This window comes from Streptomyces sp. C10-9-1, assembly GCF_024497955.1.
Lineage (GTDB): Bacteria > Actinomycetota > Actinomycetes > Streptomycetales > Streptomycetaceae > Streptomyces > Streptomyces sanyensis.
Genome location: NZ_JANHKP010000013.1, coordinates 127,705 through 150,049 on the forward strand (window position 1 = coordinate 127,705; position 22,345 = coordinate 150,049).

Below are 22,345 nucleotides of genomic sequence, written 5' to 3' on the forward strand. Positions count from 1 at the left end.
TGACGGTCTGGTGCGAGGCCGTTGGTGTGAGCGCAGCGCAGACGGAACCCGATGCGGCTCATGGATGAACACGCCCTGTGATCCATCAGCTAGTACGTTGACTCTGTCAACGTGTAAATGCGTTGTTCACGACGAAACACTCGTGTACGCTCCCTGTGGGCTGGGGGTCTGTCCGTGTCAGGTTCCACGGCATTCTCCCGTGGGGAGTCGTGTGCTCGCAGGGCCACGCGAAAACGCAAGGGAATGGGCTGTGGCGACGGAGATGATCGCGGGGCGGTTCCGGCTCCTGGGTGCTGTGGACTCGGGCAGCATGGGCGAGGTCCACAGGGCCGAGGATCTGGAGGCCGCTCCAGGCGACGCCGACCGCGTCGTGGCGGTCAAGCGGATCCTCCGGCGCCGGTCCGGCCTGCAGATCGACACGCACGGCGACACCAAGACCGTGGAACGGTTCGCCCGCGAGGTGCGGATCATGCAGACCTTCGCCCGGCACCCCAACCTCCCGCGTACGATCGCCGGCGGTGTGGACGACACGAACGGCGGCCTGCCCTACCTCGCGATGGAATTCCTCGACGGCCATCCTCTGGCCGACCTGGTCGCCGACGAGCCGCAGCTGCCGATCTCCTGGGCGGCGGCCATTGCCGTGCAGATGGCGGAGGGGCTCAAGGCCGCACACGTCGAGGGCGTCGTGCACCGCGACCTCAAGCCCCGCAATGTCATGCTCACCCGCGGTGGCCTCGTGAAGGTCCTGGACTTCGGCATGGGCCGGATCGTCGACGATTCGGATGGCGCCAAGCTCACCAGCACGGGTGTCACCGTCGGCACCGCCCGCTACATGGCCCCCGAGCAGTTCGAGGGCGGAGCCGTGACCCCGGCGGCGGACCTCTACGCCCTCGGCTGCGTCCTGTACGAGATGCTCCTCGGCGTGCCGCCGTTCGTCGGCACCTCCGCGTACGAACTCGGCGAGAAGCACGTCCATCAGGCACCGAACCCGGTCCGGCTGGTCCGGCATGACGTCCCCGAGGCGCTCGCCCGCCTCGTCGACCGTCTCCTCGCCAAGAACCCGGCGGACCGTCCCGAGAGCGCCGCCGCCGTACGGGACGCCCTGCTGCCGTTCGTCGCGCCCGGCGAACTACTGCCCACCTGGAGCGAGTTCGATCCGCTGGGCCGCCTCCTCCAGGACCGGTCCGCGCTCTCCACGCCCACGGCGCGGCAGGCTCCGCCCGACCGGCCGCCCGCCCAGACCCGCCCGCACGCCTCCGGCATGGACGTCTTCGGTGTCCACCGGGACCTGATCGACGAGTACCGTGCCTTCACCCACGGCGGCACGATCATCCGCGACGAACGCGTCGCCGACTTCGTCCGGCGCGACCTCGACGCCAAGTCCCAGTGGCCCAACCCCTGGCTCTCCCTCAACCCCTTCTTCGGCTCCGCCGGAACCGTTGCCGAACTCGCGTCCCAGGGCGTCCTCCACCCGGAGTGCGCGCGGACCTTCCAGGCGAAGAAGACCAGGGGCGGCACCGTCTGCGACGGCCGCCCGCTCACCCTCCACCAGCACCAGCGCGAAGCCGTCGACGCCGCCCGGTCCGGGGCGTCCTACGTCCTCACCACCGGCACCGGCTCGGGCAAGTCCCTCTCCTACATCGTGCCCATCGTCGACAAGGTCCTCAGGGACCGGGAGACGGAGCCGCGAGGGACGGCCAAGAGAGTCCGCGCGATCATCGTCTACCCCATGAACGCCCTGGCCAACAGCCAACTCAAGGAGCTGGAGAAGTACCTGAGGGACGGCTACGGCACAGGACGCGAGCCCGTCACCTTCGCCCGCTACACCGGCCAGGAGGACGACGCCGCCCGCAGGGAGATCCGTGACAACCCGCCGGACATCCTGCTCACCAACTACGTGATGCTGGAGCTGATGCTCACCCGCCCCGACGACCGCGACAGCCTCGTCCGGATGGCCAAGGGCCTCGAGTTCCTCGTCTTCGACGAACTCCACACCTACCGAGGCCGCCAGGGCGCCGACGTCGCCCTGCTCATCCGCCGCGTCCGCGAGGCGTGCCAGGCCGACCGTCTCCAGTGCGTCGGAACCTCTGCCACCATGTCCACCGAGGGCACGATCGACGAGCAGAAGAGCGTGGTCGCGGGCGTCGCCTCCAAGCTCTTCGGCACGAGGATCCGCATCGAGCACGTCATCGGCGAGACCCTGGTCCGCGCCACCGACCCGGCCCCCGACACCGTCCCTGCCGAGCGGCTGCGCACCATCGACGCGCCCCGCGCGTACGCCGACCTGGTCCGCGACCCGCTCGCCCGCTGGATCGAGACCCGCTTCGGCCTGGCCACCGACACCCTCACCGACCGCCTCGTCCGCCAGAAGCCCGCCAAGATCGAGGAGGCGGCCGAGGACCTCGCCCGGGAGAGCGGCGTGTCCGTCGAGGACTGCGCCGCGGCCCTGCGCGCCACCCTGGAGGCCGGCTCGCAGGCCCGTCACCCCGTCACGGAACGCCCCCTCTTCGCCTTCCGCCTCCACCAGTTCCTCTCCAAGGGCGACACCGTCTATGTCACTCTGGAGGACCCGGAAAGCCGCCACCTCACCCGTGACTACCAGCAGGTGCAGCCCGGCACCGACGGCAAGCGCCTCATCCCGCTCGCCTTCTGCCGGGAGTGCGGCCAGGAGTACCTGACGGTGTGGCGCACCGAGAAGGACGGAGAGGTCCGCTACGAGTCCCGCCGCGACACCTCCGCCACGGGCGGCAGGGCCGGCGACGGCTACCTTTACGTCGGCCGCCCCTGGCCCCGCTCGCTCGACGAGGCCGTCGCCGAGCGCAAGCTGCCGGAGTCGTGGCTGGAGCTCGACGACCGTGGTCAGGAAGTCGTCAGGAAGTCGCACCGCGAGCGCGCGCCCCGCGCCGTGACCGTCGACCCCTACGGGTACGAGGGACGGGGCGACCTGGACGCCGCCTTCATCCCGGCCCCGTTCCGCTTCTGCATCCAGTGCTCGGTGTCCTACGAGCAGCCGCGCGGCAAGGACTTCGCGAAGCTCGCGACCCTCGACCAGGAAGGCCGGTCCTCCGCCACCTCCCTGGTGTCGGCGGCCGTCGTCCGCTCCCTCAAGGCCGTTCCCGAGGAAGCCCTCGACAAGGAGGCGCGCAAGCTCCTCACCTTCGTCGACAACCGCCAGGACGCCTCCCTCCAGGCCGGCCACTTCAACGACTTCGTCCAGATCACCCAACTGCGCGGCGCGCTCTACCGGGCCGCCCTGGACGCCGGGGAAGAGGGCATCCACCACGAGGAGCTGGCCACCCGCGTGGCGAACGCCCTCGCCCTGGACCCCGTCGGATACACCGGGCAGTCGGACCTGCCGCCCGCCCTCGCCCGCAACGCGGCCAAGACCCTGCGTGACGTCATCGCCTTCCGTCTCTACCTCGACCTGGAGAGCGGCTGGCGCATCACCATGCCGAACCTGGAGCGGACCGGTCTGCTGACGATCGACTACGCGGACCTCCAGTGGGTCGCCGAGCGTGACGAGCGCTGGCAGGACACGCATGCGGCGCTCCGCGACGCCGACCCCGCCCTGCGCGCCGAGATCACGCGGACGCTCCTGGACGACATGCGCCGCGAACTCGCCATCGACGTCCAGTACTTCCGCGACGACTTCGACGCCCTCCAGCGTGCCAGCGAGGAACGCCTCATCGACCCGTGGGTCCTCGGCAGGTCCGACGCGCCCAGGGTCAAGACCGCCTACCCGCAGCCCTCCAGCCCCGGCATGGACCGGTCCGGGCACTTCCTCTCGGCCCGCGGCAAGTTCGGCAAGTACCTGCGCCGCACCGCACCCACGGTCTTCGACGTGCGCGACGGCGTGAAGCTGGACAACAGGGACCTCCAGAAGATCATCGAGGGCCTGCTGAAGGTGCTCGCAAAGGCCGGCCTGGTCACCGAGGTCAGCGCCGCCCCCCAGCGCGCTGGCCGCTTCCGCGCGCCGACCGGTCCCGCCGCCACCGGCTACCGGATCTCCGCCGCCTCCCTCATCTGGCGGGCCGGCCCCGGCGAGTCCGGCGCCCACGACCCCCTCACCCGCACCTACGCCAGCGGCGACGGGCCGCGCGTCAACACCTTCTTCCGCGACCTCTACCGCAACGCCGCCGCCGAACTGTCCGGCCTGTTCGCCCGTGAGCACACCGCCCAGGTCGACCCCGCCGAGCGTGAGCGCCGCGAGGAAGCCTTCAGCAAGGCCGAACTGAAGCTCCTCTACTGCTCCCCGACCATGGAGCTGGGCGTCGACATCTCGTCCCTCAACGCGGTCATGATGCGCAACGTGCCGCCCACCCCGGCCAACTACGCACAGCGCAGCGGACGCGCCGGCCGGAGCGGCCAGCCCGCCCTCGTCACCACGTACTGCGCCACCGGCAACAGCCACGACCAGTACTACTTCCGTCGCTCCGAGCGCATGGTGGCGGGCGCCGTCGCCCCGCCGCGCCTCGACCTCGCCAACGAAGACCTCGTCCTCTCCCACCTCCAGGGCATCTGGCTCGCCGAGGCCGGGCTGAAGCTCGGCCGGGCCATTCCGCAGATCATCGACATCGCGTACGACGAGAGCCTGGGCCGCCCGAACCCGGCGCTCCACCTCCACGACGACCTGTACGCGGCCTCCCGCGACGCCGACGCGCAGGCCCGTACGGTGGCGGCGGCCCACCGGGTCCTCGGCCCGTTGCTTGCCGACTTCGCCACGACCGTCTGGTGGGACGAGCGCTGGATCGAGGACCGCGTCCGTACCGCCCCCGACCGCTTCGACCGCGCCTTCGACCGCTGGCGCGACCTCTTCCGGGCCGCCCTCGTCGACCAGTACGTCCAGAACAAGCGGGTCCTCGACCACACCCTCACGGAAGGCGACCGGCGGCGCGCCGTCGCCCGCCGCAAGGAGGCGGAGACCCAGCTCAATCTCCTCAAGAACGAGACCCCGGACAGCAGGTCCGTCCTCTCCGACTTCAACCCCTACCGCTACCTCGCCTCCGAGGGCTTCCTGCCCGGCTACTCCTTCCCCCGCCTGCCGCTGGCCGCCTACATCCCGACCACCGGCCGCCGCCACGGCGACGGCGACTACCTCCAGCGCCCCCGGTTCCTCGCCATCCGCGAGTTCGGCCCCGGCGCGCTGATCTATCACGAGGGCGCCCGCTACCAGGTGACCCGCGTCCAGCTGCCCCCGGACTCCTCCGGCGACATCGCCACCACCGCGGCCACCCGCTGCAAGCACTGCGGCTACCACCACGATCCCGAGCGGCGCGCCGACGTCTGCGACATGTGCAAGGAGCCGCTCGGCGCCGCCGCCTACAACCTGCTGCACCTGCACACCGTCTACACCCAGCGCCGGGAGCGGATCTCCTCCGACGAGGAGGAGCGCCGCAGGGCCGGATTCCGGCTGGAGATCTCGTACCGCTTCCAGGACCACGGCATCCGCAAGGGCCGCCAGGACGCCCACGTCTCGGACCCGGCGGGCAGTCTCGCCACGATCTCGTACGGCGACTCGGCCACCGTCCGCATCACCAACAAGGGACGGCTGCGGGCCAAGGAGAACGAGCAGGACGGCTACTGGCTCGACCCCGCAAGCGGCCACTGGATGAACGAACGCGATGCCGCCGAGGCGTCCGGCGACTCCAGCGAGATGCCGGTCATCGACCCGGACGGCAACGAGAAGCGCCGCAAGAAGCGGGTCGTGCCCTTCGTCGAGGACCGCCGCAACATCCTCGTCGTCACCCTCGACGAGCCGCTGCCCGAACCCGTCGCCCTCACTCTGATGTACGCCCTGGAGCGGGGCGTCGAGGCGGCGTTCGAGCTGGAGGACTCCGAGCTCACCAGCGAACTGCTCCCGCCCGACGACGGCCCCCGCAACCGCTTCCTGCTCACCGAGGCCGCGGAGGGCGGCGCCGGAGTCCTGCGCCGACTCCAGGCCGAGCCCGGAGCGCTCGCCGTCGCCGCCCGCCGCGCCCTGGAGATCTGCCACTTCGACGAGCACGGAGTGGACCAGGCCAAGCAGCACTGCGCCCGCGGCTGCTACGACTGCCTGCTCACCTACGGCAACCAGCTCGACCATGCGGCCATCGACCGCCACACCGTCGTCCACCTGCTGCGCCGCCTCGCCTCCGCCGTGTCCGAGCCCGAAGGTCGGGGCGAGTCCCCGACGGAGCAGCACCGGCGGCTCGTCGAGGAACTGGGGCGAACGGCCCCGAAGCTCGCCGACACGCCGGCCGACGACGCCGACGACATGGCGAACACTCCCCTGGAGCAGACCCTCGTCACCTGGCTCAGGGACCACGGCCTGCGCCTGCCCGACGAGGGCCGGACCCTCGTCGGCACCGCCCTCCCCGACTTCGTCTACCACCTGCCCGGCGTCAACCTCGCCGTCTTCGTCGACGGGCCGGACAAGGAGGAGGACGCCACCCGCGACGAGGACGCCGAGGAGCGCCTCTACGACGCCGGCTGGGGCGTCGTCCGCTTCCCGGCCGACCCCGCCGACTGGGACGCCGTCGTCGCCCGCCACGCCCGCTACTTCGGCGGCCCCGCCGCCTCCTGACCACGGAACCGACCGCCCGAGGACCCCGAGGACTCACCCGATGACGCTCACCTACTCCGCCGGTTCCCTGGTCACCGCCCGAGGCCGCGAATGGGTCGTGCTCCCCGAGAGCGCCCCCGACATGCTCGTCCTGCGCCCGCTCGGCGGTTCCGACGACGACATCGCCGCCGTCTTCCCCGCCTTCGAGGACGTCAGAGGCGCCGAGTTCACCCCGCCGTCCGCCGCCGACCTCGGCGACCACCGCGCCGCCGGCCTGCTGCGCTCAGCCCTCCGCATCGGCTTCCGCTCCGGCGCCGGCCCCTTCCGCTCCCTCGCCGGCATCGCCGTCGAACCCCGCGCCTACCAGCTCGTCCCGCTCCTCATGGCGCTGCGGCAGAGCACCGTACGGCTCCTCATCTCCGACGACGTCGGCATCGGCAAGACCGTCGAGGCCGGCCTCATCGCGAGCGAACTCCTCGCCCAGGGCGAGGCACGCGGCCTTGCCGTCCTCTGCTCACCGGCCCTCGCCGAGCAGTGGCAGGAGGAGCTGCGCACCAAGTTCGGCCTCGACGCCGAACTCGTCCTCGCCTCCACCGTCTCCCGCCTGGAGCGCGGCCTGGACCTGGGGCAGTCGCTCTTCGACAAGTACCCCCACGTCATCGTCTCCACCGACTTCATCAAGTCCACCCGCCACCGAGACGACTTCGTCAAGCACTGCCCCGACATGGTGATCGTCGACGAGGCCCACACCTGCGTCGCCGCCGACGACACCACCTCCACACAGAACCAGCTCCGCTACGAACTGCTGCGCCGCGTAGCCGAGGACGCCGAGCGTCACCTGCTCCTCGTGACCGCCACCCCGCACAGCGGCAAGGAGTCCGCCTTCCGCAACCTTCTCGGCCTGGTCAGGCCCGAACTGGCAGGCACGGACCTCGACTCCGACCAGGGCCGACGACTCCTCGCCCAGCACTTCGTGCAGCGCAAGCGCGCCGACGTACGCCAGTACCTGACGACCGAGGACGGCCTCGGCGACGACAGCCTGGCCGAGCGGACCGCGTTCCCGTCCGACCGCTTCTTCAAGGACGAGACCTATAAGCTGTCACCGGCCTACCGCGCCCTCCTCGACGACGCCATCGCCTACGCGAGCGAGCGCGTCGAGGCCGCCGGCAGCCAGGGCAAGCGCGAGGCCCGTATCGCCTGGTGGTCCGCGATCGCCCTGCTCCGCTCCCTCGTCTCCTCCCCGCGCGCCGCCGCCCAGACCCTTCGTACGCGCTCCGCCGCCGCGGCCGCCGCCAGCGCCGAGGAGGCCGACCGCTTCGGCGCGCCCCTCACCCGCGACGCGGCCGACAGCGACAGCCTGGAGGGCATGGACGTGGCCCCCGGCGCCGAGACCGACGACGCGGGCGCCCGCCTCGCCGAACTCGCCGACCGGGCCGCCGCCCTGGAGGGCCCGGAAGGCGACCTCAAGCTGAAGGCCCTGGTCAAGCACCTCAAGGTGTTGCTCGACAACGGCTACCACCCGATCGTCTTCTGCCGCTACATCCCCACCGCCGAGTACGTCGCCGAGCATCTGGGCGGCAAGCTCGGCAAGAAGACCGTCGTCCGCGCCGTCACCGGCACCCTCTCGCCCCAGCAGCGCATCGAGCGGATCGAGGAGCTGGCGGAGGAGGCCGGGCAGGACCCGGCCGCCCGCCGCGTCCTCGTCGCCACCGACTGCCTCTCCGAGGGCGTCAACCTCCAGCACCACTTCGACGCCGTCGTCCACTACGACCTCGCCTGGAACCCCACCCGCCACGACCAGCGCGAGGGCCGCGTCGACCGCTACGGGCAGCAGCGCGACGAGGTCCGGGTCATCACCCTGTACGGCAGCGACAACGGCATCGACGGCAAGGTCCTCGACGTCCTCATCAAGAAGCACCGCCAGATCAAGAAGGACCTCGGCATCTCCGTCTCCGTCCCCGACGAGACCTCCTCCGGCGTCACCGACGCCATCGTGGAGTGGCTGCTGCTGCGCGGCCGGGAGGGGGAGCAGGGCACCCTCTTCGAGGCAGATTCCTTCCAGCAGAGCTTCGCCGACCTGGAGGCCGACTGGAAGTCGGCGGCCGAACGCGAGACCCGCTCCCGCTCCCGGTTCGCCCAGCGCTCCATCCACCCGGAGGAGGTCGCCCGCGAGGTCCTCGCCATCCGCGACACCCTCGGCCGCGCCGACGAGGTGAACGACTTCGTACGGACTTCCCTCGCCGCCCTGGAAGCCCACCTGGTGGAGGCGGGCGACGGCTCCGGCGACTTCACCGCCGAGGTCAGCGGCACCTCCGCCGGCCTGCGCGACGCCCTCGCCCCCGTCGTCGGCTCCGCCACCGTCGAAGGCGCCCGCCCCATCCCGTTCCGTACGACCTCGGCCGTGGCCCGGGGCGAGGCCGCCCTCGTCCGCACCGACCCCGTCGTCGGTGCCATCGCCGCCCACGTCCTGAACTCCGCCCTCGACAGCCAGGCCGACGGCCGCCGCCCCGCCCGCCGCTGCGGCGTCGTCTCCACCCGCGCCGTCGAGACCCGCACGACCCTGCTCCTCGTCCGCTACCGCTTCCACCTCACGCTGCCCTCCCGGCAGGGGGAGACGCAGCTCGTCGCCGAGGACGCCCGCCTCCTCGCCTTCCAGGGCTCCCCGAAGAACGCCGTGTGGCTGCCCGAGGACCAGGCCCACGCCCTCCTCACCGCCCAGGCCGCCGACAGCGTCGACCCCGACCACGGTGAGCACATGATGACCCGGGTCCTCGGCCAGCTCTCGGCTGTCACCGACCACCTGGAGCAGTACGGCGACACCCTCTCCGCCGAACTCCACGAGTCCCACCGGCGCGTCCGTCGCGCCTCTGACGAGATCGTCCGCGGCCTGCGGGTCACCGCCCAGAAGCCGGCCGACGTCCTCGGCGTCTACGTCTACCTGCCCGCCGCGTCCGGAGAGGCCGCCGTCTGATGTCCGCCACCACCCGCAACCAGGTCTTCTCCGCCGTCCACACCGTCGGCGGCCTGCTCCCCGCCGACATGCTGCTCCGCATCGCCGACGGCAAGGACGTCAAGGGCTCCGCCCCCGCCGACTACCAGGTCATCGGCGCCCGTTCCGTACGCGACGAGGCCGAACGCCACTGGGACTACCTGAAGTCCGTCTGGCGCGAACTGCGCGAGAAGCTGCCGGTCGTCCCAGACGCCGAGACCCCGGCCGACCCGACCGGCCTGGCCGTCTCCCAGTGGCTGGAACCGCTCTTCGCCGAGCTGGGCTTCGGCCGCCTGACCCCGATCGGCGCCACCGGCATCCCGGCGGACAGCGACGCCGACCGCGTCTTCCCCATCAGCCACCGCTGGAACCATGCCCTCCTCCACATGACGGCCTGGAACGCCGACCTGGACAAGCGCACCGGCGGCGCGGGCACGGTCCCGCCCCAGTCCCTCGTCCAGGAATGCCTGAACCGCACCGAGGCCCACCTCTGGGGCGTCCTCACCAACGGCCGCCGACTCCGGATCCTGCGCGACTCCAGCGCGCTCGCCACCGCCTCGTACGTCGAGTTCGACCTCGAAGCCATCCTCGACGGCGAACTCTTCAGCGAGTTCGTGCTCCTGTACCGCCTGCTGCACGTCTCCCGCTTCGCGGTGGCGGAGGGTGCGGCCCCGTCCGCCTGCTGGCTGGAGAAGTGGCGTACGGAGGCGATCGCCTCGGGCACGCGGGCCCTGGACCAACTCCGCAAGGGCGTCCAGGAGGCCATCACCACCCTAGGCACGGGCTTCCTGCGCCACCCGGCGAACACGGCCCTGCGCGAGGACACGGACGTCAAGGCCCTGCACGGCGCGCTGCTCCGTCTCGTCTACCGCCTGCTGTTCGTCTTCGTGGCGGAGGACCGCGACGCCCTGCACGGCCCGGAGGCGACCGACCAGGCCCGGGACCGCTACACGAGCTACTTCTCGTCGGCTCGTCTGAGGCAGCACGCCCGCCGCCGCCGGGGCACCGCCCACGGCGACCTCTACCAGGCCCTCCGGATCGTCCTGGATGCCCTCGGCGACGAGAACGGCCGCCCGGAACTGGGCCTGCCGGGCCTCGGCGGCATCTTCGACAAGACGGACGCGGACGCCCCGCTGGAGGGCCTCGCGCTGTCGAACGAGTACCTCCTCACGGCCGTACGCCACCTCTCCCAGGTCCGGGACGCGGGCTCGCGGCGCTGGCGCACCGTCGACTACCGCCACCTGGACGCCGAGGAACTGGGCTCGATCTACGAGTCCCTGCTCGAGCTGGTCCCGCAGCACAGCGCGGCCGACCGCACCTTCGAACTGGTGGAGCTGGCTGGCAACACGAGGAAGACGACGGGCTCGTACTACACCCCGTCCTCGCTCATCGAGTGCCTGCTCGACTCCGCCCTGGACCCGGTCCTGGACGACACGGTCAAGCGTGGCGAGCAGGCGGCGAGCGCGGCGGGCGACCCGGACCCGTCGGACACGATCGTCCGCGAGCTGCTGTCCCTGACGGTCTGCGACCCGGCCTGCGGCTCGGGCCACTTCCTGGTGGCGGCCTCGCGACGCATCGCGAAGCGGGTCGCGGCGGTACGGGAACGCAACCCGGAGCCCACCCTTGAGGCCGTCCGCCACGCGCTGCACGAGGTCGTGGCGCGGTGCGTCTACGGCGTCGACCTCAACCCGATGGCCGTCGAACTGGCCAAGGTCTCCCTGTGGCTGGAGGCCCTGGAACCGGGCAAGCCGCTCGGCTTCCTGGACGCCCACGTGAAGCACGGCAACGCACTGATTGGGGCGACGCCGAAGCTGCTGCGGGGCGGGATTCCGGACGAGGCGTTCATCGCGACGGAGGGCGACGACAAGAAGCACGCCAAGTCTTTGGAGAAGCTGAACGCCGAGGAGCGGAAGGGACAGTTCACCCTCTTCGACATGGAGGACGACGGCGTGAAGGTCGCGAACACGACCCTCGCGGCCGGCATGCGCCGGATCACCCATGCCCCCTCGGACAACCTGCGTGAGGTACGGGGCCAGGCGGCGGCCTACGAACAGTGGGAGAAGTCCGCCGACTACCTCAACGCCCTCCACCTGGCCGACGCCTGGTGCGCCGCCTTCATGTGGCTGAAGACCCCGGAGACTCCCAGGGCGGTCACGCACGGCCTCTTCCGCTCCCTGGAGGACCCGGACGCGTCCAGCGCCTCGAAGGCCACCCACGACGAGATCGTGCGCCTGCGGGAGCAGTACCACTTCTTCCACTGGCACCTGGAGTTCCCGGAGGTGTTCTCCGTTCCGGACGGGGTTGTCACGGGGACGGTGGACGAGGCGACGGGCTGGGCGGGCGGCTTCGACTGCGTCCTCGGGAACCCGCCGTGGGACAGCGTGGAGCTGAAAGAACAGGAGTTCTTCGCGCAGCGCGCCCCGGAGATCGCCGCCATCTCGAACGCGAGCGCCCGCAAGAAGCAGATCGCCAAGCTCCAGGACGACCCGGACACGCTGGAGCTGTACGGCGAGTACGCGGCGGCGAAGCGTGCCGTCTACGCGGAGAGCCACTTCCTGCGCCGGTCGAAGCGGGTGCCGCTGACGGGCCAGGGCAACCTCAACCTGTACGCGGTGTTCGCGGAGACGGACCGGATACTGACGGGGGAGCTGGGCCGTGTCGGCGTCATCGTGCCGACGGGCATCGCGACGGACGCGAGGACGCAATACTTCTTCAAGGACCTGGTGCAGAAGGGCTCGATCGCGGCGCTGTACGACTTCGAGAACCGGGCCGGCCTGTTCCCGGACGTGGACTCCCGTATGAAGTTCAGCATCCTGTCCCTGACGGGCCGGGGCCTTCGTGAGCCTGCCGCTCGGTTCGCCTTCTTCCTCCACGACCCGGTGGAGCTGGACGACGCGGAGAAGGGTTTCACGCTGACGCCCGAGGAGATCACTCTCCTCAACCCGAATACGGGCACGTGCCCAGTATTCCGCTCACGTCGTGATGCGGAGATCACGCTGGGCATCTACCGCCGTGTCCCTGTCCTGATCAAGGAAGGCGATCCGAAGGGCAACCCATGGGATGTGGCTTTTCTGGCCATGTTTCATCTTTCCCATGACTCGCATCTCTTCCACCGTCGCGAGACTCTGGAGGCCGAGGGATGGCAGTTGGTGGGTAACGTCTTCACGAAGGGCGAAGCTCGTATGCTGCCGCTCTATGAGGCGAAGATGCTGCACCAATTTGATCACCGCTGGGCCACCTATAGCAGAGGCGATTCCGCTCGGGACCTTGAATTGGGCGAGAAGGAAGACCCAGGTATGGTAGTGCTGCCACGGCATTGGGTGGCTGAGTGTGAGGTGGATGAGAAATTCCTGACGAAAGGCTGGCGTCGGGACTGGACGCTTGGGTGGCGGGAAATTTGCCGCGCTACCGACGAGCGGACGATGATCAGTTCGATTGCACCCGCCGTTGGTATGGGGCACAAGTTCTTGCTCAACCTGGCCGATTCTCCGCAACTCCTCAGCGCGGCGTGGTCATCGTTCGCATTTGACTATGTGTGCCGGCAGAGCATTGGTGGAACCTCGCTCAGCTTCTTCATCGTGAGGCAGCTGCCCGTTCCGTCGCCTGCGGAACTCTTGATTCATGCAGGCTATCTGACTCCACGACTCATTGAGCTGGCCCACACCGCTTATGACATGCGGTCCTTCGCCCGCGACCTCGGCGACACCGGCGCCCCCTTCGTCTGGAACGAAGACCGCCGCACCGTCATCCGTGCCGAACTCGACGCCCTCTTCTTCCACCTCTACGGAATCACCCGCGACGACGTTGACTACATCCTCGACGCCTTCCCCATCGTCAAGCGCAAGGACGAGGCCAAGTACGGCACTTACCGCACCAAGGACCTCATCCTCGCCGAGTACGACCGCATGGCGGCGGCCGGCGTCAGCCTGACTACCCCCCTCGTGGACGGCGAGAACTACACCTCCACCCTCACCCCGCCCCCCGGCCACGGCCCCCGCCACCCGGCAGCCTGACGCGCACCACTGCCTACGCGGCCCGGACCGGAGGAGAGCACCACGGTCCGGGCCGCGACTCGAAAGGAGTGACCATGGATGACGAGATCCAGCTGATCAGGGACGGCGACGGCCTGGCGGTCATCGGGGATCAAGCGACGGTCGAACGCTTCCTCATGTCGGAAGGGCTGCCGTCGCAGGCCCTGCGACCGCGCCCGTTCCGGTCCGCCCTCGGCAACGCCGCTCGATTCGCACAGGCGGGTTCCGACATAGCCGCCAACTCGGGCCGCTGGGTGAAGCTGACCAAGGAGTCCGCGCGGAGCATGGACAAGTACGGGCTGAGGGAGAGCGCCAAGACGGGTCTCAGCACAGGCGTGCTGAAGGGCGACAAGGGCCAGATCAAGGGGTTCGTCGAGTTCGCGAAGGGGCGGGGGCCCCTCCGATGCAACCCCGCGCGGATGGCCAACGTCGCGGCGGTCATGGCGCAGCTCGCGATGCAGCAGGCCCTGGACGAGATCACCGACTATCTCGCCACGATTGACGAGAAGCTCGACGACGTGCTCCGCGCCCAGGAGGACGCCGAACTGGCGAAGATGATCGGAGCGGAGCTCGTGATCACGGATGCCATGACCATCCGGGACGAGGTCGGCCGGGTCTCCGACATCACGTGGTCGAAGGTGCAGGCCACGCCGGAGACCATCGCGACGACCCAGGCGTTAGCGCTCCGCCGGCTCGACGCGCTCGCGGAGAAGATGGAACACAAGGCCAAGATCGGTGAGCTCGCCTCCGCGGCCGAGGAGGCCGAGTCCAAGGGCAGGCAGTGGCTCGCCGTCCTGGCACGTTGCTTCCAGCTCCAGGACGCGATAGCCGTGCTCGAACTTGACCGGGTGCTGGACACGGATCCGGAGGAACTGGACCGGCATCGCGAGGGGATCCGGATCGCCCGGCGGAATCGGCTGGAGCTCATCTTGCGGAGCACCGAGCGTCTGGTGGCCCGGATGAACGCGGCCGCCGACGAGGCCAATGCGAAGGTGCTGTTGCACCCGGCCAAGTCCCCGGCCGTGGTCCGGTCGAGCAACCAGGTCGTGGCGGGCGTCCACGACTTCCTCGGGCGGCTCGGGGTCGAGTCCGGTCGCCAGTCGTCGGAGTCGAGACGATGGACGGTCGCGGCGGCGGAGGTGCGGGACAAGGCGCTTGAGACAGGCGCCAAGGGGGTTGGCGCCGCCAGAAGCCTCGGCAACGAGACTCTCGACCGGGCCAGTTCGGTGAAGGACAAGATCGCCGACGGGATCGCCGAGCGAGCGCGCCGCTGGCGTGGGGACGGGAACGGCGACGAGGGGGACCGCGACACGGAAGGCTGAGCGAGCAGCGCCTGCCACCGACCGCGCGGGTTCGTACCAGACCGCATCTACGACCCTCTCTGCCTCGCACCCTCGACCGCGATGAGCTTTGAAACAGCCCCGCCCGCCTCGGACGGGTCCGCATCTCAGGAGTCTTCTGCCGTGATCCCGCCCAAGCCCACCGACGAGCCCACCTTCTTCACCGCTCCTGTCGCCGCGCCCGCCGGAGGCCAGCTGTCCTGGCGCGCCGCCGTGCTGCTCGCCGCCTGGACGGTCGTGGTTGCCGGGGTGTCCTCCGCGGTCACTGTTGCCATCGTGGGCACCGCCGCACCGACGTCCAGCCCATCCATATGGCAGGACTCGCGCACGTACCCCGATGACGCCGCGGAGGGGCCGGAGGAACAGCCCAGCCCGTCTCCCACCTCGAAGAGTTACGCCATGGGGGAGAAGGCGAAGAGCGGTGGGGCGACTGTCGTCGTCAAGAAGGTCGGCGAGGCCGCGTCGGTGACCCTCGACGACTTCGATTCGGAGAAGATCCTCAAAGCTGGCACGGGAGCGAAGTTCGCAATCGTGGAGACGACCGTCTACAACGACGGCACTGAGCCCTTCGACCCTGTGTGCGGTGGTGGGATCTCGCAGGGACTCATCGACGCCGAGGGCCGGAAGTTCGACATCATCCACGAGGTGTTCCAGGTGAAGGCCAACCGAAAGGCCGACGCCTGCGGCGAAGAGGTCCAGCCCGGGTTCAAGCGCGACGCCGTCTTCGTCTACAAGCTCCCCGCCGACGCGAGTCCGGCCCAGTGGTCGTTCTCCGGCTCCAGAGGCATGACCGAAGGCGACCTGGCCGTCGTCACGATCGCCGGCTCCGCTTCCAGCTGACGGCCCCGCTTCCGCGCCCCCGTACCCGAGCTCCCGCACCACGGCCAGTCCGCCCCACCGACCCACCGCCCGCCCGGAGCGTGCCGTGACACCCTTCGCCGACGAGGAAGACACCCGCAAGGTCCAGACGGCCGTCCTCGGGCGCGCCGGTTCCGACGACCCCGTCTTCCTTCCGTACGACCACGACGAGTTCGACCTCTTCATGCGGGGCCGCTCGCGTGACGACTTCTACTGCGGCACCCTCCTCGGCGGCTGTGGCAAGCAGCTCAGCGCCAAGCGCTACACCGAGAAGAAGTGCCACTTCGCGCACCGCCCGCCCGTCCACTGCCGCCGCACCGCGAACGGCGAGTCCAGCGCCGACCACCTCTACATCGGCCGGGCCCTCCAGGAGTGGCTGCGCCGCCAAGGCCACCGGCAGGTGACCGTCACCTACCCGGACCTCGGGGCGGGGCCCGGCGACGCGGTGGAGGTCCGCTTCGAGTCCAGCCATCGTCTCATCCGGGTGCAGATGGGCCGACTGCCGCTCCGCACCTGGCAGGCGGACCGTGACCGTCTTGCCCGGACCCACCCCGGCGGAGTCCACTGGTCGTACGGTCCTGACAGCGGACTGGCGCACAACGAGGTCGAGGAGCACGGCCACGCCATCAGGTTCTCCTGCCGGACCGAACGCGGTACCCGGCAGGTGTACGTCGGTACGCAGCTCCCCGGCCACGCCGTCGAGTGGACGACCCTCGCCGAGTGCCGGCTGACGGCCGACGGCGTCATTCCACCTGCCCTCGACTCCCGGAAGCCGGAGCCCCTGCCCGAGCCCCCGACACAGGTGGCCTTTCCACTCCAGGCCGAACGCATCGCCTTCACCGGTGCGGTGGGGATCCCGGAGAAGCAAGCCGATGGCGGGCGACTCTACGAGGCCGATGTCCAGAGCGAAGGGTCTGCCGTGACGCGCGCACGAATAGGTCTGCCGTCGCAGACTCCCGCCCCGCGTCCCCACCTGATCTACGCGCTCACCGGCACCGCCGACCTGGTCCATCCCGCGGAATCCCCCTGGTACATCCGCGCGGAGACCGCGACCCCGCTGCCGCATCGGACGCACCCCCGCTGGCCTGACCTCCACCCGGCCGCCCTCACCGAGCCGACGCGGCCTCCCATGATGGCCGAGGACGCGATGGTCGCCCGGTTCCGTACGAAGCTGGAGCAGATCCACCGCTCACACGGACTGATCAACTGGGAAACCCTGGTCGCTCACGTCGGCGCGTCCCCCGCGGACTTCACATCAGCGGATCGCGTTCGTCTCCTCGTCGCGGTCGATTCGCCCCACACCCCCGACAAGCCCTTCCTCTCCGCAGCGGTGAAACTGGCCCACGAAGCCCCCGGACCAGCTCCCTTCTTCGCCGAGGTCCTTGCCGGGCTCGGCGTGGGGAAGCGACTGACCGAGGGCGAGGTCGACCGGATCTGGCGCGACTCCACGCGGTCTGCGACCGACCGGCGCGAGACTCGCGCTCCCGAGGCCTGGGCGGAGACAGGACGGACGGGCACGGGGGTGGACCAGGAACTCGTCAGGCGACTCCGCCGGGAACTGATGCTTGTGGCCAGGGCGCGGGGGCGGATCACCTGGAAGAGCCTCCTCGGGAAGCAGGGCGTTCTGCACACGGCCATCCCCGAGACGACGCGGCTCGGCCTGCTCGTGGCGGTCGACTCCCCGTGGAAGCAGGGCAAGCCCGTTCTGTCCGCGCTCGTGAAGGACAAAGGGCGGCATGGCCCGGACAAGGTGTTCGGCGCGGTGCTCAAGGCGCTGGGGTGGAAGCCGAGCGCGGGCACCCCGACGGCGGACGCCGCCTGGCCCGTCGAACGTGACCGGGCCTATGCGGCCGCGAGGAACTGGACCGCCCCCTCCATCGCGGCCGCCAAACCGGGGGCGACGCGCCGCGGCCTGACGAGCCGGACGGTGGGCATGGTCGATGCCGTCAGGCGGGCACTGATCCAGGCGGCCGCTCGACAGGTCTGCGTGGGCTGGAACACGCTTGCCGCTGCTGCCGGAACAGAGATGGGGCTGCTGTCCGACACCGACCGATGCGCGATCCTCATCGCTGTGGACGGGTACCCGCAAGCAGACGGACTGCTGCTGCCGTCGCTCGTGATCGGCCCCGGCCACACGCCAGTCCCCTACTTCGACGACATCCTCCGCGCTCTCAACCGTCCACATGGTCTCCGGCCCATCGAACTTGGCCAAGTGCGGAAGAATGAGCAGGCGCGTGCTTTCGAAGCGCATGCCGAACCCGGATCACCGGCTCCACGAGAGGACCATGAGGAGAAACCGTCACCGCCTGCGCCGTCGCGACCGGGCCGCCCCCAGCCTCCCGGCCCGTTCCCTGGCTGACAAGCCTGGCGAGACGGCTACGGTCGCCTTGAGAAGCGGTACACCGCGTACGTGATGCCCAGGATGACGTCGACGACGGCCCAGAGGACCAGGATCAGGCCCACACCGATAGCGGTGCCGACGTTCTCGGCCTCGTTGCAGGTCTGCGCGTCGAGCGTTCCGCAGTCCTCGGGAGTACCCGACCCGGAAGCGATTCCGGTGATCAGCCAGATCAGGAAGAGGAGCTGTACACCCAGGAACACCCAGAGGAAGACCCGGGGCTTCTTGCGCGGGGGGCGCTGGGGTGGCGTGGGCCTCCATTGGGGGGTGTTCCCTTGTGGGCTGCTCATCATGGATCACGCTTCGTTCATCGCGCTAAGGAGCCCACCGCCGTCACGGTGGTGCGCTCGCTTCTGTTGTTCCCGCCGACGCGGCTTCACACCGGGGTCAACGGCCTACGACCATCATCGTCCCGCCTGGAGGCTTTCGCGCGCCCTGCCGACTCCTGCGGACCGAGGCCGACGGAGCGAGGGAGGAAACCCGTGACTGCGGTTACGTTCCGTTCCGACGCGCACGACCAAGGGCAGGTGGTGCCGCCCACCGGCGGCCGAAGCGCGGATCGGCACGGCAGAATGGGCCCGTGAGCGACGAAGACGTGGATCTGGCCGAGACCCTGGGGACCCAGGAATCCGCATGGCTGGAGTTCAAACGCACTCCCAAGCGCGAGGGGAAGCGCGGGGACGCCATCGGCAACGCGGTGTGCGCCATGGCCAACGACCTGTGCGGTCGTGGCGGTGGCGACATCCTCGTGGGGGTGGACGACCAGGGCATGCCCGTCGACGACGTCGACCTGAGCGACCGGGCGCTGCTGCAGCTCACCGAGATCCGGGACTCCGGCCTCATCCTCGACCGCCCGTCCCTCACCGTCGAACGGGCCGTCTACCGTGGCCGGCCCGTCGTCCGGCTCCACGTGACCGCGTCCGCGACCCCGCCGGTGCGGTTCGACGGCGTCATCTGGGTCCGTCCGGGCCCCACCACGCGGAAGGCCAGCAGGGAGGACGAGCGGGTCCTCACGGAGCGCCGTCGTGCCAAGGACCTGCCTTTCGACACGCGCCCCCTGGAGCTGGCACGCCTCGACGACCTGGATCTGGACGTGTTCCGGCAGTCGTACCTGCCGTCGATGGTGGCCCCCGACGTCATCGAGGAGAACGGCCGCCCCGTTGAACTCCAGCTCTCCTCGCTCCACCTGACCACCCCTGCCGGCACGCCGACCACGCTCGGCGTCCTGGCCGTCGGACTGGATCCGACCAGCCAGGTCCCCGGGGCCTATGTTCAGTTCGTCCGCTATCAGGGCACCGACCTGGACGCCCCGATCGCCGACGAGCAGGAACTCCGGCAGAACCTGGTGGGGCTGTCGGCGCGCCTGGAACCCCTCCTGCGCAGCAACCTCCGTACCCGGCTCGTGGAGGACGGCTTTCGGGAGACCCCGCGCCCGGACTACCCGCTGGAGGCGCTGCGCGAACTCTGCATGAACGCCCTCATGCACCGCAACTACGAGACGTCCTACGCGCCGACCCGGATCGTGTGGTTCGACGACCGGATCGAGATCACCAACCCCGGCGGACCCTTCGGGCAGGTACGGGACGACAACTTCGACCGCGTCACCGACTACCGCAACCCGTCCCTGGCCGCCGCGCTGAAGGGCCTCGGGTACGTGAACCGGTTCGGCCGCGGTATCGGCCGCGTGAGAAGGGCACTGGAGGACAACGGTAATCCGCCCGCCGAGTTCCAGGTGGACGATTCGTCGTGGGTCGTCGTGATCAGGAGGGCCGCATGACGTCGATCGCGCTGTTCAACAACAAGGGAGGCGTGGGAAAGACCACCCTCACCTACCACCTGGCCCACATGATCAGGCGCCTCGGCCTGAGCGTTCTGGCCGTCGATCTGGACCCCCAGGCCAACCTGACCTCCATGTGCCTGGACGAGACGGAGATCGAGGACCTATGGGAGAACCCCTCCGAACTCATCAACCAGGGTGCGGCGAGGGCGGGGCTTCCCGGCACCGGGCGGGTGCGCAGTGGACAGACCATCGCCGACGCCGTCCGCCCCATCCTCGAAGGGACGGGCGACATCGCTGCCGTCGAGCCTGTCGAGCTCCAGCCGGGGCTCTGGCTGCTGCCGGGAAGCCTCGACCTCAGCCGTTTCGAGGACAAGCTGTCCAACGAGTGGTCCCGCGCCTACGCGGGTGACATCGCGGCGATCCGTACGTCCACGGCGTTCCACCGGATCATCGAGCAGGCCACCCGGACCGTCGGGGCGGACATCGTGCTCATCGACGTCGGCCCCAACCTGGGGGCCATCAACCGCGCCGCCCTGATCTCGGCCGACACGGTGCTGATGCCGCTGGCCGCCGACCTGTTCTCGCTCAAGGGCCTCAGCAACCTGGGGCCGACGCTGCGCCAGTGGCGCGCCGACTGGCAACAGCTCGTCCTGCCCAGGGTGCCCGCGGACATCTCCGCGCCCCGGGCCGAGATGCGTCCACTCGGGTACGTCATCATGCAGCCGGAAATGCGGCTGGACCGGCCGGTCAAGGCGTACGAGCGATGGCTCAAGCGGATTCCGTGGGTCTACTCCTCAGCCGTCCTCGACGAGGCGGAACCCACCCGCGAAGACGACCGGCACCGCATCGCGACCATGCGCAACTACCGGAGCCTGATGCCTCTGGCGCACGACGCCCGGAAGCCCATGTTCGACCTGAGGCCGGCCGACGGTGCCCTGGGGAGCACCCAGCAGTACGTGAAGACCTGCTTCAAGGAGTTCCAGGCGCTGTCCCGCGGGGTGCTGGCGAGGATCGGCGAGCCTCTGGAGGGGGCGCACCCGAGGCCACCGGCGGACACGCGCTGACGCTCCGTCGCGAACGACACGAACCGCGTCCACCCCTCGCGGCCGACCGCGAAAGGCTGGCGCTCCTCTTGGCAGGCGGCGGCTCGGCACGCCGCCCAGGGAACTGGTCCTGAGTACCAGGGGCGTGTCAGTCACGGAGCATGTCGGCCACTCGGCGGAGCGCGTTCTCGCGGTGCTGTTCGCGTGCCGCGCGGACCTCGGGATCGGGCGACCACAGAGCCTGCCGGCCCGGGTGGTACGTACGCACCACCTGGAAGCGCTCCTGGGCGGCGACATCCGGGTGCGCCTTCTCCAGCCGCCGCCAGGTGGCCTGCGCGTCGCCGCCCTGGAGCAGGACGACGCGGAGGTCCGGCATCAGTCCGAGGAGGCGCACGAGGGCCTCGGCGCCGGACTTCTGTTCGGAGGCGTCGGTCTTGCGGTTGATTTACCAGGGGTAGGCGTTCCAGGGCGTGACGTCGCGGGCGTCGATGCCGGCCTGCTCGAAGGCCCGGCACTGACGCTCGGCGGTCGGGTCGTCGTTCTCCGTGCACAGGAAGCCCGAGCCGGTGCCGTCCTGCGTCTTGGGCCCCGGATCGCGCAGCACGGACAGCACGCGCGCCTCGGTTCCTCCGTGCCAAGGAGCGACGTACGGCATCCAGCCCCTGCCGTCCTGGTCCCGCAAGTCGTCGACCAACTCGTTGATCGCGCGGACGTGTGGCGCGTACCGGTTCCGCACCTGGTCGGCACGGAACGTCTCGTCCGCCATCCGCCGCGCCATGTGGCCCTCCCCTGCCGTCTCCACCCGAGTCCACGTCGACAGCGGGGATGCTTGGCCTCCTACGCCAGAGGGTGGCACTGACGCGTGGAGTCGAGGCGCGGGACGTCAGAAAGTGGTGCTGGCGGCAGGCAGCCCACCGTGCGGAGCGTCGGCATGACCCGGATGATGACGTGGGCCGTGGTCGGCGTTTCGTCGTCGTCCACGGCGAAGTGCAGCACGTGCTGGAGGGACTTCTCATCCTGAGCGTGCTCCAGGCCGATCGAGGGAGGCCCTGCTTGTCGAAGGCGGGTTCCGGTGCGACGTCGGGACGGCCCGTCAGAATCCGCGGGAGCGACAACCCGCACTGCGCGGCGAGTTGCGCCGGGTGAGGGACTTCTTGACGCGGGCCCGGTCCGAGCCGGTCCTCCTCAAGAGGTGTGGCCGTGGCGCCGTCTGACAGTCACTCCTGTAGCTCTGATCCACGATCGTACACAGATTCGCATGGAGTGCGGTGGTGGATTACTGTTGACGACGTCAACGCATGTGCGTCACTCTAGGGCTCCCGGGTGCGGACTTCGCCGTCGCACCCGCCGCCTCCCGTGCATGGA

At 70.0% G+C, this 22,345-nt stretch carries 11 protein-coding genes; 8 read left to right on the plus strand and 3 right to left on the minus strand.

The features are described 5' to 3' along the window. Positions 1-262 precede the first annotated feature (262 nt). From NPS70_RS19860 to NPS70_RS19885, 6 genes are all read left to right on the plus strand, one after another. Positions 263-6,562 carry a protein kinase gene (locus tag NPS70_RS19860; RefSeq protein ID WP_256525765.1) on the plus strand — a complete coding sequence of 2,100 codons (6,300 nt, stop codon included), beginning with the start codon at positions 263-265 and terminating at the stop codon, positions 6,560-6,562. 40 nt (positions 6,563-6,602) lie between these two features. After that, positions 6,603-9,512, plus strand: a complete 2,910-nt coding sequence (locus NPS70_RS19865) for a DEAD/DEAH box helicase (protein ID WP_256525679.1) — start codon at positions 6,603-6,605, stop codon at positions 9,510-9,512. After that, positions 9,512-13,543 carry an Eco57I restriction-modification methylase domain-containing protein gene (locus tag NPS70_RS19870; protein ID WP_256525680.1) on the plus strand — a complete coding sequence of 1,344 codons (4,032 nt, stop codon included), beginning with the start codon at positions 9,512-9,514 and terminating at the stop codon, positions 13,541-13,543. Before NPS70_RS19865 ends, NPS70_RS19870 begins: the two co-directional genes overlap by 1 nt. A gap of 74 nt (positions 13,544-13,617) precedes the next feature. Beyond that, positions 13,618-14,883: a hypothetical protein gene (locus NPS70_RS19875; RefSeq protein ID WP_256525681.1), complete on the plus strand. Its 1,266-nt coding sequence runs from the start codon at positions 13,618-13,620 to the stop codon at positions 14,881-14,883. Between the two features lie 141 nt (positions 14,884-15,024). Further along, a complete protein-coding gene (locus NPS70_RS28745) occupies positions 15,025-15,741 on the plus strand; it encodes a DUF4352 domain-containing protein (protein ID WP_256525682.1) in 717 nt (238 codons plus the stop codon). Between the two features lie 85 nt (positions 15,742-15,826). Continuing rightward, positions 15,827-18,118, plus strand: a complete 2,292-nt coding sequence (locus tag NPS70_RS19885; protein ID WP_256525683.1) for a competence protein CoiA family protein — start codon at positions 15,827-15,829, stop codon at positions 18,116-18,118. Between the two features lie 17 nt (positions 18,119-18,135). Here NPS70_RS19885 and NPS70_RS19890 read toward each other — a convergent pair whose 3' ends face one another. Beyond that, positions 18,136-18,447, minus strand: a complete 312-nt coding sequence (locus tag NPS70_RS19890; RefSeq protein ID WP_256525684.1) for a hypothetical protein — start codon at positions 18,445-18,447, stop codon at positions 18,136-18,138. A gap of 290 nt (positions 18,448-18,737) precedes the next feature. Between NPS70_RS19890 and NPS70_RS19895 the strand changes: the two genes are divergently transcribed. Beyond that, positions 18,738-19,934: an ATP-binding protein gene (locus NPS70_RS19895; RefSeq protein ID WP_256525685.1), complete on the plus strand. Its 1,197-nt coding sequence runs from the start codon at positions 18,738-18,740 to the stop codon at positions 19,932-19,934. After that, the gene (locus NPS70_RS19900; RefSeq protein WP_256525687.1) at positions 19,931-21,001 is read left to right on the plus strand and encodes a ParA family protein; all 1,071 of its coding nucleotides are present in this window, start codon (positions 19,931-19,933) and stop codon (positions 20,999-21,001) included. Before NPS70_RS19895 ends, NPS70_RS19900 begins: the two co-directional genes overlap by 4 nt. Positions 21,002-21,128: 127 nt before the next feature. Here NPS70_RS19900 and NPS70_RS19905 read toward each other — a convergent pair whose 3' ends face one another. Together NPS70_RS19905 and NPS70_RS19910 are read right to left on the minus strand one after the other, a co-directional pair. Continuing rightward, positions 21,129-21,356 (minus strand): hypothetical protein, encoded by a 228-nt coding sequence (locus NPS70_RS19905; RefSeq protein ID WP_256525688.1) that lies wholly within the window; start codon positions 21,354-21,356, stop codon positions 21,129-21,131. A 69-nt stretch (positions 21,357-21,425) separates the two neighbouring features. Further along, the gene (locus NPS70_RS19910) at positions 21,426-21,746 is read right to left on the minus strand and encodes a hypothetical protein (protein WP_256525689.1); all 321 of its coding nucleotides are present in this window, start codon (positions 21,744-21,746) and stop codon (positions 21,426-21,428) included. Positions 21,747-22,345: the final 599 nt, after the last annotated feature.

Excerpts from the sequence above, each read along its gene's own strand:
- NPS70_RS19910 (WP_256525689.1), bottom strand. The coding sequence starts at position 21,746 with ATGGCGGACGAGACGTTCCGTGCCGACCAGGTGCGGAACCGGTACGCG.
- NPS70_RS19875 (WP_256525681.1), top strand. The coding sequence starts at position 13,618 with ATGGATGACGAGATCCAGCTGATCAGGGACGGCGACGGCCTGGCGGTC.
- NPS70_RS19870 (WP_256525680.1), top strand. The coding sequence starts at position 9,512 with ATGTCCGCCACCACCCGCAACCAGGTCTTCTCCGCCGTCCACACCGTC.
- NPS70_RS19860 (WP_256525765.1), top strand. The coding sequence starts at position 263 with ATGATCGCGGGGCGGTTCCGGCTCCTGGGTGCTGTGGACTCGGGCAGC.
- NPS70_RS19905 (WP_256525688.1), bottom strand. The coding sequence starts at position 21,356 with ATGCCGGACCTCCGCGTCGTCCTGCTCCAGGGCGGCGACGCGCAGGCC.
- NPS70_RS19900 (WP_256525687.1), top strand. The coding sequence starts at position 19,931 with ATGACGTCGATCGCGCTGTTCAACAACAAGGGAGGCGTGGGAAAGACC.
- NPS70_RS19890 (WP_256525684.1), bottom strand. The coding sequence starts at position 18,447 with ATGAGCAGCCCACAAGGGAACACCCCCCAATGGAGGCCCACGCCACCC.
- NPS70_RS19865 (WP_256525679.1), top strand. The coding sequence starts at position 6,603 with ATGACGCTCACCTACTCCGCCGGTTCCCTGGTCACCGCCCGAGGCCGC.